The organism is uncultured Blautia sp. (assembly GCF_902497045.1).
In the GTDB taxonomy this organism is placed as follows: domain Bacteria; phylum Bacillota; class Clostridia; order Lachnospirales; family Lachnospiraceae; genus Blautia_A.
The window spans coordinates 1-15,082 of sequence record NZ_CABVDF010000053.1; the positions used below are offsets into that span (position 1 = coordinate 1).

Here is a 15,082-nt window from a genome sequence, read left to right on the forward strand (position 1 = left end):
AGCTTACCTTTAAGGGAGGAATTCATCCTTATGAGGGCAAGGAACTGTCAAAAAACAGACAGATTGAGAAATATCTTCCAAAAGGAGAGATGGTATATCCTCTGTCTCAGCACATAGGAGCACCTTCTGCGGCCTGTGTAAATAAGGGGGATCGTGTCCTTGTGGGACAGAAAATTGCCGAAGCAAACGGTTTTGTTTCCGTGCCTCTTCATGCTTCTGTTTCCGGAACGGTAAAAGGAATTGAAAAAAGACTGACTGCTACTGGCGGAATGGCCGATTCTATTATTATAGAAAATGATCAGCAGTATGAAGAAGTCGAATTTCATGGAGCCGATCTTTCTGCACTTTCCAGAGAAGATATTATATCCAGAATCCGGGAGGGCGGAGTTGTGGGAATGGGAGGCGCCGGTTTTCCCACACATGTAAAACTGTCACCCAAGGAACCGGATAAGATTGAATATGTTCTTGTAAATGGTGCAGAGTGTGAGCCTTATCTTACCAGTGATTACAGAAGGATGCTGGAGGAACCGGAAAAAGTAGTAGCAGGACTTGAAGTGATTCTGAAGCTGTTCGATCATGCAAAGGGATATATTTGTATTGAAGACAATAAGCCGGACTGTATTGAGAAGATGAAAAAACTCATCAAAGATAATCCGCGTATGGAAGTAAAGGAACTGATGACAAAATATCCTCAGGGTGGTGAGCGTACTCTGATCTATGCTGCAACAGGACGAGAAATCAATTCATCTATGCTTCCGGCAGATGCAGGCTGTGTTGTTGATAATATTGATACAGTTGTTGCTGTTTATAAAGCGGTTATTCTGGGACGGCCGGTTATGAGCAGAATCGTTACAGTTACCGGAGATGCCATAGCGGAACCCAGAAATTTTACAGTGCTTACAGGGACGAATATGGAAGAACTGATCGATGCTGCAGGAGGATTAAAGAACAATACCGCAAAAGTTATTTCCGGAGGTCCTATGATGGGGTTTGCTATGTATGATCTTCATGTCCCCTGTGTGAAGACTACATCTGCATTTCTCTGCCTTGAGCATGATGCAGTGTCTGAATCAAAAAAACAGGCCACTGCCTGTATCAACTGCGGACGATGTGTAAGCGTCTGTCCGGGACATGTACTTCCGGCACGCCTTGCCACTCTTGCAGAAAGAGGAGATATGGCAGGATTTGAAAAAATGAATGGAATGGAATGCTGTGAATGCGGCTGCTGCAGTTATATATGTCCTGCAAAAAGACCGCTGACCCAGAGTATCAAATCTATGCGGAAAATGGTACTTGCCAGCCGTAAAAAGAAATAGGGGAGGAAGAGGAATGGAACAAAAATATAACGTGTCATCAAATCCGCATGTAAGGGATGCGATGACCACAAGCAGGATCATGCAGCTGGTGGTGATTGCGCTTCTTCCTGCAGCTTTATTTGGAATCTGGAATTTTGGTTTCCATGCATTTCTTGTAGTTGCAGTAACAGTGCTCTCCAGCGTTATGTTTGAATGGATTTATGATAAACTGATGCACAAGCCAGATACAATCACTGATTTCAGTGCGGTTGTTACCGGGCTTCTTCTTGCGCTGAATATGCCGCCGCAGATTCCGCTGTGGATGCCGGTTCTTGGAAGTGCTTTTGCAATTATTGTTGTAAAACAGCTTTTTGGCGGACTTGGGCAGAACTTTATGAACCCCGCACTGGCTGGACGTTGTTTCCTGATGATCTCCTTTGCTGGCCGTATGACAGATTTTGCCGTATCAGACAGCTTTCGGGGAGCAGTAGATACGGTTACAGGGGCAACACCTCTGGCTGCTTTGAAAGCACAGGGATTTATTGAGGGAACTTCTGTTCCGGTAAAAAATCTCTTTTTTGGAAATATCCAGGGTACAATTGGAGAGACCTCCGCTTTAGCGATCCTGATCGGGGCGGTGATTCTTTTGGCTTTTAAAGTAATTGATCTGAAGATACCCCTTACATATATTGGAAGCTTCACTGTGTTTGTAATCGTCTATATGCTTTGTACCGGAATGGGATTCGATGGAAATTATCTTCTGAGCCATCTTTTTGGCGGCGGTCTGATGCTGGGAGCCTGGTTTATGGCGACAGATTATGTGACCACACCTATCACATTTAAAGGTCAGCTTGTTTATGGCTGCTGTCTGGGTGTGGTAACTGCCGTATTCCGTCTGTTTGGCGGTTCTGCAGAAGGCGTATCCTACGCGATCATTTTCTGTAATCTTCTGGTTCCGCTTATTGAAAAGGCTACTTATCCGGTTGCTTTTGGAAAAGGAGGGAAGAAAGCATGAGTATTTTAAAGGATACGATTTCTATTACTGCGATCACTCTGGCAGCCGGGCTGGCGCTGGGAGTTGTCCAGGACATTACTGCAGATCCCATTGCCCGGCAGAAACTGAAGGCAAAGCAGGAGGCTTATAAAGCTGTCTTTCCTGAAGCTGAAAAATTTGGCGAAGTTGTACTGGATGACATGGCAGAAGAACTTGCAGGAACGTTAAGTGAAAATGGCTATGGTGCACAGAATATTGATGAAGTCATGACAGCTTTTGACTCTTCTGACAATGAGATCGGTTATGCATTTACCATTACCACATCAGAGGGATATGGAGGAGACATTCAGTTTGCTATGGGTGTCCAGGCTGATGGAACCTTAAACGGGATTTCTATTCTTTCTATTGGAGAGACTGCCGGTCTTGGAATGAAGGCAGACACAGATGCTTTTAAGGATCAGTTTAAAAATAAAAATGTAGAAAAATTCAAATATACAAAAAGCGGTGCATCTGCAGAAGATGAAATCGATGCCCTGAGCGGTGCGACGATCACTACCAATGCCATGACCAATGGTGTGAATGCAGGTCTCTGTGCATTTCAGTATATGGAAGGAGGAGCTCAATGAAAGCAAATACACCATCAGAACGACTGATTAACGGTATTATCAAAGAAAATCCTACCTTTGTGCTGATGCTGGGTATGTGTCCCACGCTTGCTGTAACTACATCAGCTGTAAATGGTATCGGAATGGGGCTGACTACCACAGCTGTTCTGGCAGCATCAAATCTTTTGATCTCATTGCTTCGCAAATTTATTCCGGACGGAGTACGTATGCCTGCGTTTATTGTTGTGGTTGCCTCTTTTGTTACAATTGTCCAGATGCTTCTGGAAGGCTTCCTGCCGACTCTCTATGCGTCTTTAGGATTATATATTCCGTTGATCGTTGTAAACTGTATTATTCTTGGGCGTGCAGAGGCATATGCTTCCAAGAATCCTCCCCTGCCGTCTTTGTTTGACGGAATTGGTATGGGGCTTGGCTTTACCCTGAGCATTACCTGCATCGGTGCTGTGAGAGAACTGATCGGTGCCGGACAGCTTTTTGGACGCCAGATTCTTCCTCTTGCAGATGCCGCAGCGGGAAAAATGGGTTATGAGCCGGTTACGATCTTTATTCTGGCTCCGGGCGCATTCTTTGTTCTTGCGCTTCTGGCAGCAATTCAGAACAAGTTTAAACTGGGAGCTGCAAAGAAAGGCATTGATCCAAGTAATCCGGACAAATGCGGCGGCGCCTGTGCTTCCTGTGGAAATACCATGTGTAAAGGAGGGAAACACGAATGAAAGAATTAATGCTGATCATTGTGGGCTCTGCTCTTGTTAATAATGTTGTTCTGAGCCAGTTTCTGGGGCTGTGTCCTTTTCTGGGCGTTTCCAAAAAGACGGAAACTGCGGCAGGTATGGGGGGAGCGGTTATTTTTGTCATTACACTTTCATCCTTTGTTACCAGTGTGATCTATCAGTTTATTCTGGTTCCCACCCATATGGAATATCTGCAGACCATTGTTTTTATTCTGGTGATTGCGGCTCTCGTGCAGTTTGTGGAAATGTTTCTTAAAAAAGCAATGCCTTCTCTGTATCAGGCTCTTGGCGTATATCTTCCTCTGATCACTACCAACTGTGCAGTTCTTGGTGTGGCATTGATCAACGTACAGAAAGAATACAGTATCCTTCAGGGAACTGTGAATGGTTTTGCAACGGCAGCAGGCTTTACTCTGTCGATCATCGTTATGGCAGGTATACGTGAAAAAATAGAATATAATGACATTCCGGAAGCTTTTCGCGGATTCCCGATCGTGCTTATTACAGCAGGATTGATGGCCATCGCGTTTTTCGGGTTTTCAGGATTGATATAAGGGGGCATAAATATGAATATCGGATCAATTATCATAGCCACAGTTGTAGTTGCGGCAGTAGGCCTCTTTATTGGACTTTTTCTCGGTGTCGCAGGAAAAAAATTCGCAGTAGAAACAGATGAGAGGGAAGTTGCCGTCCGTGAGGCTCTTCCGGGAAATAACTGCGGAGGCTGTGGATTTCCGGGCTGTGACGGACTGGCAGCGGCTATTGCAAAAGGAGAAGCGCCTGTCAATGGATGTCCGGTAGGCGGAGATGCTGTAGGAAAAGTAATCGCAGGTATCATGGGACAGGAGGTTGTGGAAACTGTCCGCCAGGTGGCTTTTGTAAAATGTACAGGAACCTGTGAAAAAACAAAAGAAGACTATATTTATACAGGGGTAGAAGACTGTGAAATGATGGCTTTCATTCCTGGAGGCGGAGCGAAAAGCTGTTCTTATGGGTGCATGGGATTTGGAAGCTGCGTAAAAGCCTGCCCTTTTGATGCGATCCATGTGATCAATGGGGTGGCTGTGGTAGACAGAGAGAAATGTAAAGCCTGTGGGAAATGTGTCGCAAAATGTCCACGTCATCTGATCGAACTGGTTCCTTATGAACAAACTGTTTTTGTAGGCTGCAGTTCTCATGACAAAGGCAAAGCGGTAACTTCTGCCTGTGAGGTTGGATGCATTGGCTGTAAAAAATGTGAAAAGACCTGTCCTAACAGTGCGATTACAGTTACAGATTTCTGTGCCCATATTGATTATGAAAAATGTACCAATTGCGGAGCGTGTAAGGATGTATGCCCAAGAGGTGTGATCCTGTAGAGGATATCCCGGATGCAGAATTTTCGTTATGGCAAACAGAGTAAGCCATAACAGTGATTCTGTTCCGGGATATTTTTTCGAATGGACGTTTGCTTTTTTTTTATATCTGTGATATCATAAGTCGATGTAATTGACGATTATTTATCACAGGAGTAAGATCTTATGATTTCATTTATAAGAGGTCAGGTGGTGGACTCTACGGAAAATTCTGTGATCGTGGAGACTGCCGGAATCGGCTACGAAATTTTTATGACGGGGACAGCTATTGAAAAGGCAGTTCGTTCTGAGGGAAAGGTTAAAATACATACATACTTTCATGTGCGAGAGGATGTTATGCAGCTCTTTGGTTTTCTTTCCAGAGACGATCTTCATATGTTCCGGCTTCTTCTGGGAGTTAACGGGATAGGACCAAAAGCAGCCCTTGGAGTGCTTGCAGGTCTTACTGCAGACGAGCTGAGTTTTGCCATTCTTTCAGATGATGTAAAAACTCTTTCCCGTGCACCCGGAATAGGGAAAAAAACTGCTCAGAAACTGATTTTAGAGTTAAAAGACAAGCTGAAACTGGAAGATGCTTTTGAGAAAAAAATGCTCCATCAGCAGGAAGAAGCTATAGCGGCAGGAGAAAATATCCTGGATGGAAGTAAAGAAGCGGTAGAAGCTCTTGTTGCACTGGGATATTCCAGTACGGATGCCCTTCGGGCAGTACGAAAAATAACAGATGTGGCTCCGGATGATGTAGAAGCTATCCTGAAAGCAGCGCTGAAAAATCTATAGGGGTAAATATGGAAAAAAGAATGATCACTGCTGATGTAACAGAAGAAGATTTTCCTCTTGAAGGGAATCTGCGTCCTCAGACTCTGGAGGAGTATATCGGTCAGGAAAAAACAAAAAAAACATTAAAAATTTATATAGAAGCTGCCAGACAAAGACATGATGCGTTGGATCATGTGCTTTTTTATGGACCTCCGGGACTTGGAAAAACTACACTTTCCGGGATTATTGCCAATGAAATGGGAGTACATATGAAGGTGACTTCCGGTCCGGCTATTGAAAAGCCAGGAGAAATGGCGGCAATTCTTAATAATCTGCAGGAGGGAGACATTCTTTTTGTAGATGAGATCCATCGTCTGAACCGTCAGGTAGAAGAGGTGCTTTACCCGGCAATGGAGGATTTTGCTATTGATATCATGATCGGAAAGGGAGCCTCTGCACGTTCCATACGTCTGGACCTGCCAAAGTTTACGCTGGTTGGGGCTACCACAAGAGCAGGACTGCTTTCCGCTCCTCTCAGGGATCGTTTTGGTGTAATGCATCATTTGGAGTTCTATAATCAGAAAGAACTGGAAACGATCATTCTGCGCTCTGCCCAGGTACTTGACGTAGAGATCGACAGCAGAGGTGCAGCAGAGATTGCAAAGAGATCCAGAGGAACGCCTCGATTAGCCAATCGCCTTCTGAAACGTGTACGTGATTTTGCCCAGGTAAAATATGATGGCAGGATCACCTATGAGGTGGCGGTTTTTGCGCTGGATCTTCTGGAAGTGGATCAGTATGGTCTTGACAAGATAGACAGACGGATTTTAAAAACTTTGATCGTAAACTTTAAAGGCGGTCCGGTAGGATTGGAAACTCTTGCTGCTGCCATAGGGGAGGATTCAGGCACTCTGGAAGATGTTTACGAGCCTTATCTTCTCCAGAATGGATTCCTGAATCGTACTCCAAGAGGCAGGATGGCATCTGCTCTGGCATACAGTCATCTTGGTTATGAAAAGATTTCGTAAAAAATTCTATACATTTTGACATAATTCGAGTATAATAGAATGAGATATGGACAATTCAGGAAATTAATATACACAGGAGGCTTTGTATGGCAGTCAAGAATACGGCACAGGTTGTGATCGGAGGAAAGATCATCACTTTGGGTGGCTATGAATCTGAGGAATATTTTCAGAAGGTAGCATCCTATATAAATAATAAAATTGCGGAGCTGAGCGAAATGCCGGGCTATTCCAGGCAGCCTATGGAGACCAAGCATACACTGCTTAGTCTGAATGTGACAGATGACTATTTTAAGGCAAAAAAGCAGGCTGAGATCTTTGAACAGGATCTTCAGCAGAAAGACCAGGAAATGTACGAGCTGAAGCATGAACTGATCTCTCTCCGTCTGAAGATTGAGGAGGCGGAGAAGAAGCAGCAGGAAGCTGAGCAGCAGAAGGTGCTCCTTGAAGGCAAGGTTAAGGAGCTGGAAGGTGAGGTTGACTCATTACTAAAGTAAAGGTTGGAAGGGGATTGCTTCGGTAGTCCCCTTTGTCTGTTTCATGAAATATGTGGGAGGATCAGTCCTCCGTTATCAAAGATAAGAGAGGGATTATGACAGATTTCAGTAAAGTAGAGCTGCTGGCGCCGGCAGGCTCTTATGAGGCATTTCAGGCAGCCATTGGGGCTGGGGCAGATGCTGTTTATCTTGGAGGCCCGGATTTCGGAGCCAGAGCATATGCTAAAAATTTTACACAGGAGGAGCTTGTCCGTGCAATCCGGACAGCCCATATTCATGGAAGAAAGCTATATCTTACAGTTAATACACTTTTAAAGAACCGGGAACTGAAAGAGCGGCTTTATGATTCCTTAAAGGAAGTTTATGAAGAAGGACTGGACGGGGTGATCGTACAGGACATGGGGGTTCTTCGTTTTATTCGGAACACATTTCCGGATCTTCCGGTTCATGCAAGCACGCAGATGACAGTGACAGGACCTGAAGGAATGAAATTTCTTGAAAGTCTTGGAGTTACCCGGGTAGTTCCTGCCAGAGAGCTGAGCATTAAGGAAATTTCCGATATGCATAAGGCAAGTCCAATTGAGATAGAAACATTTATACATGGTGCGCTTTGCTACAGTTTTTCCGGCCAGTGCCTGATGAGCAGCATCCTGGGAGGCCGAAGCGGAAACAGAGGACGCTGTGCCCAGCCCTGCCGTCTTCCTTATCAGACTGGAGAGCCGGGGAAGCATTTTTCAAAAGAGAAGGAGAGCTGTCCATTAAGCCTTAAGGATATCTGTACTCTTGATATTCTGCCGGAGATCATTGAGGCAGGCGTAATGTCTTTGAAAATTGAAGGAAGGATGAAGCAGCCGGAGTATACGGCTGCAGTAACAGGAATCTATCGGAAATATCTGGATATATTAAAAGAAAACAGAGCATCCTATAAAGTAGATGAAAGAGACAGAAAATTTCTTCTGGATGCATTTAACAGAGGGGGATCCTGTCAGGGATATTATAAACAGCATAATGGACCGGATATGATAGTCTTTCATAATCATAAAAAAACATCGGTTACTTCTGTAAAGACTTTTTCGGTGAAGAAAAAGATCAGAGGAAATCTGATCCTTTATCCGGAGAGCCCGGCCATTCTCCATGTTTCCTGCGGATCAGCAGAAGCTGTTGTCTCTATGGGAGAAGTGCAGTATGCAAAGGAACATCCCATGGAAGAAGCAAGGATCCGGCAGCAGATGGAAAAGCTTGGAAATACAGAGTTTGTATGGGAAGATCTGGATGTTCAGATGAGCGGCCAGATTTTTATTCCGGTGAAGATATTAAATGAATTAAGAAGAGAAGCGCTTTTTCAGTTAGAAGAAGAAATCCTGAAAAAATACAAAAGAAAAGCAGAAGTGAATCCGGTATATGCATGCGACTGGGAATTGGAAGAACGGAAAGCTTTAAAACAGAAAGCTGTTTTGGAAAAACCACTGCTGTATGCCTCCTGCGAAACAAAAGAACAGGCAGAAGCCGCATGGGAATCCCCGGATCTTACAGGCCTGTATCTTCCTTTTGACATCATGAAGGATTTTATGGAGCGGGATCGTTATAAAGAAAAGGAGCTTTACCTTTCGCTTCCAAGGATCGTAAGAGGAGCTATGCCGGAAGAGTACCTGAAGGAAGCAGCTCAGTGGATAGCTTTGGGTATGAAAGGCTTTCTTGTACATGATCTGGAGGGGTATGGAATGCTCCGTAAAGCAGGATTTCAAAAATACTGTGTGGCAGATGCGTCTTTATATACCTGGAATGATGAAGCATGTGCATTCTGGAGAGAAGAGGGAATCCTTCGGAATACGATGCCGATGGAACTGAATGAAAAAGAGCTTTTTCACAGAGACAGTCGGGACAGTGAATGTATCATTTATGGATATCTTCCTCTTATGATCTCGGCTCAGTGCGTTCGGAAAAATTCAGGACGCTGTGACGGCCAGGAGAAGACTATGGTACTCAGAGACCGTTATGATAAGGAGTTTACCAGTTCCTGCATCTGCCATCCGTGGAAAACCGGAACTACAAAAGGAAAAGAGTACTGTTATAATATAATCTATAACAGCATCCCTTATGGACTTTTAAGAGAAAGCAGCAAAGTCAAAAAAATCGGAGCAGAATCTCTGCGCCTTGCTTTTACCCTGGAATCCGGAGAAGAAACAAAGCAGATCCTGAAAGAGTTTGCGGAAGTGTATCTCCGGGGACAGTCTGCACCCTCCAGAGAGTTTACAAAGGGACATTTTAAAAGAGGAGCCGAATAAGGGCATATGATTAATGTTATTGTTGAATTATCAAAGTATCTGATATTAACACTGATGGTTGTTTATACCTTCCACTGTTTTTACACAGTACGTCAGCAGGATGAGGAAGAAAAAAACAGTCTGCTGCGTCAGCAGCTGATTCTGATTTTCTTTATGGATTTTACTGCGTTTCTGGTGATCTATCTAAAAACCTTTGATTTTAATGTGATCATCTTTTATATCGAAATGCTGGTGTTTTTTGCAGCAGTGCAGATATTGTACCGGATTTTTTATAAAAAGGCATCTTTGCTGCTTCTGAATAATATGTGTATGCTGCTCAGCGTTGGCTTTATCATGCTGTGCAGGCTGGATATTACCACAGCAACAAAGCAGCTGGTCATTGCGGCAGCTGCCAGCGGAATCGCGCTGATCATACCGGTTATGATACGGAAGATGCGGTTTCTTAGAAGGCTGACCTGGCTGTACGCAGGCGTAGGAATCATCCTTTTGGCGGCAGTATTCCTTTTGGCACGGACAAGCTATGGCGCTAAACTTTCTCTTATGGGAGTCCAGCCATCTGAAGTGATAAAGATCACATTTGTGTTCTTTATGGCTTCAATTCTGTCTCGTGACACCAGTTTTCCAACAGTTGTGAAAGCAACGATTATTGCAGGGCTCCATGTGGTGATACTGGTATTGTCCAGGGATTTGGGAAGCGCAGTCATCTTTTTTGCTGCTTATCTGGTAATGATCTATGTGTCTACCAAAAAAGCTGCTTATCTGGGGCTGGGAATTGCAGGAGGAAGTACAGGCGCAGTGATCGCTTATTTCCTGTTTGGCCATGTACGTCAGAGGGTAAGCGCCTGGAAAAACCCTATGGCAGTTTACCAGAATGAGGGCTATCAGATTGTTCAGTCCTTATTTGCAATTGGCACCGGAGGATGGTTTGGAATGGGACTTTGCCAGGGATCGCCGGGCTCTATTCCTGTTGTCAAAAATGATTTTATCTTCAGTGCCATCTGTGAGGAGCTGGGAGGAATTTTTGCCATCTGCCTTATCCTGGTATGCATGAGCTTTTTCCTGATGATCGTCAATATCGCCATCCGGATCAAAAATCCTTTCTATAAACTCATTGCCCTTGGGTTAGGAACGGAATATGCATTTCAGGTGATCCTGACTATTGGAGGAGCAACAAAATTTATTCCTATGACAGGTGTTACCCTGCCGCTGGTAAGCTATGGAGGAAGTTCTGTTATGAGTACAATACTGATGCTTGCCATTATCCAGGGTCTGTATATATTAAGAGAAGATGAGGACGAGGAATTTGAGAGACGTAGAAAAGAAGCAGCGCAGAGAATACGAGCGAGAGAGGAAGCGCGAAGAGCAAGAGAGATCTAAACGCAGACGGGCAAGAAACAAAGAATATACTTATGTTTCCTGGTTTTTTGTGGCAGTTTTTGCAGCTATGATAGGCTATCTTGTTTATTTTAATGTGGTAAAAAGTGAAGATTTTATAAACAGTCCTTATAATACAAGACAGGATACTTTTTCTGACCGTGTAATAAGGGGACAGATTCTTTCTTCAGATGGGGAGATACTGGCAAAGACAGATGTATATGAGGATGGTACAGAGGATCGTATTTATCCTTATGCAAATGTATTTGCTCATGTGGTCGGATATGATTCCAATGGAAAAAGCGGTCTGGAGTCAGAAGCGAATTTCCAGCTTTTGAGTTCTCATGAATTTTTTCTGAATCAAATGAAAAATGAATTTCTGGGAAGGAAAAATATGGGTGATACGGTGATCTCCACTTTAAGCGCAGAATTGCAGACAACTGCATATTATGCTCTTGGAGACCGAAGAGGGGCAGTAGTTGCCATAGAACCGTCTACAGGAAAAATCCTTGCCATGGTCAGCAAACCTGACTTTGACCCAAATAGTATTGCTGAAAACTGGGACTGGCTTGTCAGTGATGAAACCAACTCCAGTCTTCTGAACCGGGCTACCCAGGGACAGTATCCTCCGGGCTCTACGTTTAAGATAGTTACGGCTCTTGACTATTTCAGAAAAAATAAAAGTTTTAATGGATATTCTTATCTTTGTGAGGGAAGTATTACAAAAGAGGACCACACCATTCGATGCTATAATGGGAATGTTCATGGACAAGAGGATTTTTATTCTGCATTTGCATCCTCCTGTAACTGTGCTTTTGCAGAAATGGGAACATCTCTTGGAGGCGCTTCTTTACGGGAGACAAGTGAAGACCTGCTTTTTAATAAAAAGCTTCCTTTTACTTCGTATAAAAAAAGCGTATTCAGTTTGAATGGAAAATCAGGAATTCCTCTTACAATGCAGACTGCTATCGGTCAGGGAAATACTCTGGTTTCTCCGGCTCATATGGCACTTATTATCTGTGCCATTGCAAATAATGGGGTGGTGATGAAACCTTATCTGATCGATCAGGTAGTAAATAATACAGGAGAGCATGTAAGCACTACACAGCCGGAGGCTTATAAACGTATTATGACAAAAAACGAAGCCACTATGCTGGGAGAGCTGATGAAAGATGTTGTAGAGTACGGTACGGCGTCGGCTCTTTCGGGACAGGGCTATACGGCCGCTGGAAAAACAGGATCTGCAGAATATGATGAGTATGGTTCCAGTCATTCCTGGTTTGTGGGATACTCTAATGTGGACGATCCGGATCTGGCTGTGGCTGTGATCGTAGAGGGCGGCGGAACAGGAAGTGAGGCTGCTGTACCGATCGCATCACAGATCTTTAACGCATATTATTATTGATATATTCTGTATGGCAGAACAAATTCTTGCCAGTTTACTGAAAAAGAGTTATACTATATCCAGTTATATATAATTCACACGCGATACAGGAGGAAATTGCAGATGATAGAAGCAACAAGCTGTGGCGGTGTGGTAATTTATCGTGGTAAGATACTGGCTTTATATAAGTCTTACAAAAACAGATATGAAGGCTGGGTATTGCCAAAAGGGACTGTTGAGCCGGGAGAGACCCATATTCAGACGGCGCTTCGGGAGGTCAGAGAAGAAGCAGATGTCAGAGCCTCTGTTGTGAAATATATTGGCAAAAGCCATTATAATTTTACTGTTCCAGAGGATATGGTCACAAAAGAAGTACATTGGTACCTGATGACGGCAGATAATTATCATAGCAAACCTCAGAGAGAAGAGTTTTTTGTAGATTCCGGATATTATAAGTTTCATGAGATCTACCACCTTCTTCGATTTTCTAATGAAAAACAGATTGTGGAAAAGGCCTATCAGGAATATCTGGAATTACGGAGTCAGGGACTCTGGGGCAAAAAGTAGCAGGGTTGTGTTTTGACGCAGCCCTGTTTAGATTTACATAGAAAGGGGAATCCTGTTAATGCTGAAATGGTTGGACGACTATTATATCGGGGAAACTGTCCGGAATGCGGAAGAGATACGGCAAAAGCTGGATCAGGGGAAATTGGTTCCGGGAATTTATCTTTTGACCCTTTCTGTAAATCCTCATAATATTTTAGAGATTGTTCCGGCAGTTACTTTGTTTCAAAAAACAGCTGCCCGTATATGCCCGGAGATTGTCGGGGTAGCAAAAGGCATAGACGAGGCAATGGAGCTTGTTCGCTCTATTGTACAGACCGTTTATGAAGAGACAGGGGACGTGCAGGTAGAAAAATATATAAAAAACAGGTGAAGGCATGTTACATATTTTATGGATGCTGATCAAGTGGATATTGATTCTTCTGGGGGTTTTTCTGGGGCTGCTGCTGTTTCTGCTGCTTCTGATCCTGTTCTGTCCAGTCAGATATGAGGGCAGGGCGGCAAAGGAAGGCGTGCCTTTTCGCGAGACAGAGGCTGCAATAAAAGTAAGCTGGCTTTTCAGGGGAATTGCTTTTTCGGTGAGGTACAAAAATGGATCCGGATACCAGGAACTAAAGATTTTTGGTGTACCTGTTCTTTCCCTTCTGAAGAAATACCGGAATAAGAAGAATGCTTCTCAAAAAAGAGCAGAAAAAAATGAAACCAGAATACAGGAGCCTGCAGAACAGGAGAAACCAGAACAGGCTCTTGAGAACTCTGCAGAAGAAACTTTGGATCCTGCTCCGTTTATAGAAGATGAGGAAAAAAGATTCGAAAGTACTGCAGAGAAACAGGATTCTGAAAAAAAACAGAATAAAATAGCAAAAATATGGGAGACACTAAAAGACATATGGGAAAGATGCAAAAGTATCCCAAATAACTTTCACAGAATTTCGTTAACAATCAAAGGAATCTGTGATAAAATAGACTGGTGGAAGGCTTTTTTTCAGCATCCCAGAACAAAAGCAGGGATCACATATGCAAGAGAAAAAGTAAGCAGGCTGCTGAGACATGTGTTCCCTGGGAAGATCAGCGGACATGTGGATTTTGGAAGTGAGGATCCTTCTGTGACAGGAACCGTGCTTGCTTTATTAGGGATGACTATGCCGCTGCATCAGAACAGGATTGAGTTCGTTCCTGTATTTGAGAACAGAAATCTTCTGGAAGGAAATGTGACAGTAAAGGGACGTATTTATTGTATTGTTCCGGTTGTTATACTTTTGAAGTTATATTTTAATCAGGATATTAAATACATCATTAGAAGATGGAAACATAAGGAGGTCTGAATATGGCAAACGAAAATAATTTTAAGGATACGGTGAATTCTCTCTTTAAAGGACTGGACAGCTTTATTTCTGCTAAAACTGTGGTTGGAGAGGCGATACATGTGGGAGATACTATCATCCTTCCGCTTGTGGACGTAGCTTTTGGTGTAGGTGCAGGAGCCTTTGAAGGTGACAAGAAAAGCAACGGCGGCGGTGGAATGACCGGAAAGATGACACCAAGCGCAGTCCTTGTGATCCAGAATGGAAGCACCAGACTGGTAAATATTAAAAATCAGGACGGACTGACAAAGGTTCTTGATATGGTGCCGGATTTTGTGGATCGATTTGCTTCTGGAAAAAATTCCTATGAGTCAGAGGGAACAGAAGTTTAAGTGCCGGATCGGACAGGAGAAAACAGTGTTCCTGGAAGTCTTTTCTGCATAAGATAGTATAGACCAAAGAGAAAGAGGTTACAGATTGTGGGAAGACTTCTGGGACTGATGCTGTTCTGCATTGGAATAGGAATGGTGATAGGAATGCTGATCGCGGAAAGCGCGGTAATTGTAATAGCAGCAGGTCTGTGTCTGCTGTGCGGATATCATTTATTCTGCAGATAAAAAATTCCCCACGCGGCTGCGAGGGGAATTTTTAAATTTTTTGAATATTATGCTCTTTCAACTTTTCCGGATCTCAGACAAGAAGTACATATATACATCTTTTTAGCTCCGCCTGTAGCAGTCTTAACTTTTACAGACTTAACATTGGATTTCCACATTTTATTGGATCTTCTATGGGAATGACTTACATTATTTCCGAAATGAGCTCCTTTTTCGCAAATTGCGCACTTAGCCATGACAGCACCTCCTTGACGCTTTTTTTCAACAGGTTAATC

The 15,082-nt window shown here is 43.5% G+C and carries 18 protein-coding genes; 17 read left to right on the forward strand and 1 reads right to left on the reverse strand.

Annotated elements, in window-relative coordinates:
- The 17 genes from rsxC to RDS42_RS05940 all read left to right on the forward strand — a co-directional run.
- The coding region (gene rsxC / locus RDS42_RS05860) for an electron transport complex subunit RsxC (RefSeq protein ID WP_308782819.1) at positions 1-1,316 on the forward strand (1,316 nt) is incomplete at its 5' end.
- A gap of 13 nt (positions 1,317-1,329) precedes the next feature.
- Positions 1,330-2,310, forward strand: a complete 981-nt coding sequence (locus RDS42_RS05865; RefSeq protein WP_308782820.1) for an RnfABCDGE type electron transport complex subunit D — start codon at positions 1,330-1,332, stop codon at positions 2,308-2,310.
- Positions 2,307-2,915, forward strand: coding sequence for an RnfABCDGE type electron transport complex subunit G (locus tag RDS42_RS05870; protein WP_308782821.1), 609 nt, complete (start codon positions 2,307-2,309; stop codon positions 2,913-2,915). Before RDS42_RS05865 ends, RDS42_RS05870 begins: the two co-directional genes overlap by 4 nt.
- Positions 2,912-3,628, forward strand: coding sequence for an electron transport complex subunit E (locus RDS42_RS05875; protein ID WP_308782822.1), 717 nt, complete (start codon positions 2,912-2,914; stop codon positions 3,626-3,628). Before RDS42_RS05870 ends, RDS42_RS05875 begins: the two co-directional genes overlap by 4 nt.
- Positions 3,625-4,200: an electron transport complex subunit RsxA gene (rsxA, locus tag RDS42_RS05880; protein ID WP_308782823.1), complete on the forward strand. Its 576-nt coding sequence runs from the start codon at positions 3,625-3,627 to the stop codon at positions 4,198-4,200. Before RDS42_RS05875 ends, rsxA begins: the two co-directional genes overlap by 4 nt.
- Before the next feature lie 12 nt (positions 4,201-4,212).
- Positions 4,213-5,004 (forward strand): RnfABCDGE type electron transport complex subunit B, encoded by a 792-nt coding sequence (locus RDS42_RS05885; protein WP_308782824.1) that lies wholly within the window; start codon positions 4,213-4,215, stop codon positions 5,002-5,004.
- Positions 5,005-5,166: 162 nt separating this feature from the next.
- Positions 5,167-5,778 (forward strand): Holliday junction branch migration protein RuvA, encoded by a 612-nt coding sequence (ruvA, locus tag RDS42_RS05890; protein ID WP_308782825.1) that lies wholly within the window; start codon positions 5,167-5,169, stop codon positions 5,776-5,778.
- Positions 5,779-5,786: 8 nt separating this feature from the next.
- Positions 5,787-6,785, forward strand: a complete 999-nt coding sequence (gene ruvB / locus RDS42_RS05895) for a Holliday junction branch migration DNA helicase RuvB (protein WP_308782826.1) — start codon at positions 5,787-5,789, stop codon at positions 6,783-6,785.
- An 86-nt stretch (positions 6,786-6,871) separates the two neighbouring features.
- A complete protein-coding gene (gene zapA / locus RDS42_RS05900) occupies positions 6,872-7,279 on the forward strand; it encodes a cell division protein ZapA (protein WP_308782827.1) in 408 nt (135 codons plus the stop codon).
- 95 nt (positions 7,280-7,374) lie between these two features.
- Positions 7,375-9,564, forward strand: coding sequence for a DUF3656 domain-containing protein (locus tag RDS42_RS05905; protein ID WP_308782828.1), 2,190 nt, complete (start codon positions 7,375-7,377; stop codon positions 9,562-9,564).
- 6 nt (positions 9,565-9,570) lie between these two features.
- Positions 9,571-10,941 (forward strand): FtsW/RodA/SpoVE family cell cycle protein, encoded by a 1,371-nt coding sequence (locus RDS42_RS05910; protein WP_308782829.1) that lies wholly within the window; start codon positions 9,571-9,573, stop codon positions 10,939-10,941.
- Complete coding sequence (locus RDS42_RS05915) at positions 10,853-12,343, forward strand: penicillin-binding transpeptidase domain-containing protein (RefSeq protein WP_308782830.1); 1,491 nt, start codon at positions 10,853-10,855, stop codon at positions 12,341-12,343. Before RDS42_RS05910 ends, RDS42_RS05915 begins: the two co-directional genes overlap by 89 nt.
- 102 nt (positions 12,344-12,445) lie before the next feature.
- Complete coding sequence (locus RDS42_RS05920; RefSeq protein ID WP_308782831.1) at positions 12,446-12,889, forward strand: NUDIX domain-containing protein; 444 nt, start codon at positions 12,446-12,448, stop codon at positions 12,887-12,889.
- Positions 12,890-12,947: 58 nt separating this feature from the next.
- Positions 12,948-13,259 carry a hypothetical protein gene (locus RDS42_RS05925; RefSeq protein WP_308782832.1) on the forward strand — a complete coding sequence of 104 codons (312 nt, stop codon included), beginning with the start codon at positions 12,948-12,950 and terminating at the stop codon, positions 13,257-13,259.
- A 4-nt stretch (positions 13,260-13,263) separates the two neighbouring features.
- Positions 13,264-14,211: a DUF2953 domain-containing protein gene (locus RDS42_RS05930; RefSeq protein WP_308782833.1), complete on the forward strand. Its 948-nt coding sequence runs from the start codon at positions 13,264-13,266 to the stop codon at positions 14,209-14,211.
- 2 nt (positions 14,212-14,213) lie between these two features.
- The gene (locus RDS42_RS05935) at positions 14,214-14,582 is read left to right on the forward strand and encodes a GerW family sporulation protein (RefSeq protein WP_308782834.1); all 369 of its coding nucleotides are present in this window, start codon (positions 14,214-14,216) and stop codon (positions 14,580-14,582) included.
- Positions 14,583-14,669: 87 nt separating this feature from the next.
- Positions 14,670-14,807 (forward strand): hypothetical protein, encoded by a 138-nt coding sequence (locus tag RDS42_RS05940; RefSeq protein ID WP_308782835.1) that lies wholly within the window; start codon positions 14,670-14,672, stop codon positions 14,805-14,807.
- Between the two features lie 47 nt (positions 14,808-14,854).
- Here the strand turns inward: RDS42_RS05940 and rpmB are convergent, their stop codons facing one another.
- Positions 14,855-15,043 (reverse strand): 50S ribosomal protein L28, encoded by a 189-nt coding sequence (gene rpmB / locus RDS42_RS05945; RefSeq protein ID WP_308782836.1) that lies wholly within the window; start codon positions 15,041-15,043, stop codon positions 14,855-14,857.
- Positions 15,044-15,082 lie beyond the last annotated feature (39 nt).

What these genes read in the sequence shown, in the direction of transcription:
- RDS42_RS05865 (WP_308782820.1), top strand. Translation starts at nt 1,330, where the DNA reads ATGGAACAAAAATATAACGTGTCATCAAATCCGCATGTAAGGGATGCG.
- RDS42_RS05870 (WP_308782821.1), top strand. Translation starts at nt 2,307, where the DNA reads ATGAGTATTTTAAAGGATACGATTTCTATTACTGCGATCACTCTGGCA.
- RDS42_RS05875 (WP_308782822.1), top strand. Translation starts at nt 2,912, where the DNA reads ATGAAAGCAAATACACCATCAGAACGACTGATTAACGGTATTATCAAA.
- rsxA (WP_308782823.1), top strand. Translation starts at nt 3,625, where the DNA reads ATGAAAGAATTAATGCTGATCATTGTGGGCTCTGCTCTTGTTAATAAT.
- RDS42_RS05885 (WP_308782824.1), top strand. Translation starts at nt 4,213, where the DNA reads ATGAATATCGGATCAATTATCATAGCCACAGTTGTAGTTGCGGCAGTA.
- ruvA (WP_308782825.1), top strand. Translation starts at nt 5,167, where the DNA reads ATGATTTCATTTATAAGAGGTCAGGTGGTGGACTCTACGGAAAATTCT.
- ruvB (WP_308782826.1), top strand. Translation starts at nt 5,787, where the DNA reads ATGGAAAAAAGAATGATCACTGCTGATGTAACAGAAGAAGATTTTCCT.
- zapA (WP_308782827.1), top strand. Translation starts at nt 6,872, where the DNA reads ATGGCAGTCAAGAATACGGCACAGGTTGTGATCGGAGGAAAGATCATC.
- RDS42_RS05905 (WP_308782828.1), top strand. Translation starts at nt 7,375, where the DNA reads ATGACAGATTTCAGTAAAGTAGAGCTGCTGGCGCCGGCAGGCTCTTAT.
- RDS42_RS05910 (WP_308782829.1), top strand. Translation starts at nt 9,571, where the DNA reads ATGATTAATGTTATTGTTGAATTATCAAAGTATCTGATATTAACACTG.
- RDS42_RS05915 (WP_308782830.1), top strand. Translation starts at nt 10,853, where the DNA reads ATGAGGACGAGGAATTTGAGAGACGTAGAAAAGAAGCAGCGCAGAGAA.
- RDS42_RS05920 (WP_308782831.1), top strand. Translation starts at nt 12,446, where the DNA reads ATGATAGAAGCAACAAGCTGTGGCGGTGTGGTAATTTATCGTGGTAAG.
- RDS42_RS05925 (WP_308782832.1), top strand. Translation starts at nt 12,948, where the DNA reads ATGCTGAAATGGTTGGACGACTATTATATCGGGGAAACTGTCCGGAAT.
- RDS42_RS05930 (WP_308782833.1), top strand. Translation starts at nt 13,264, where the DNA reads ATGTTACATATTTTATGGATGCTGATCAAGTGGATATTGATTCTTCTG.
- RDS42_RS05935 (WP_308782834.1), top strand. Translation starts at nt 14,214, where the DNA reads ATGGCAAACGAAAATAATTTTAAGGATACGGTGAATTCTCTCTTTAAA.
- rpmB (WP_308782836.1), bottom strand. Translation starts at nt 15,043, where the DNA reads ATGGCTAAGTGCGCAATTTGCGAAAAAGGAGCTCATTTCGGAAATAAT.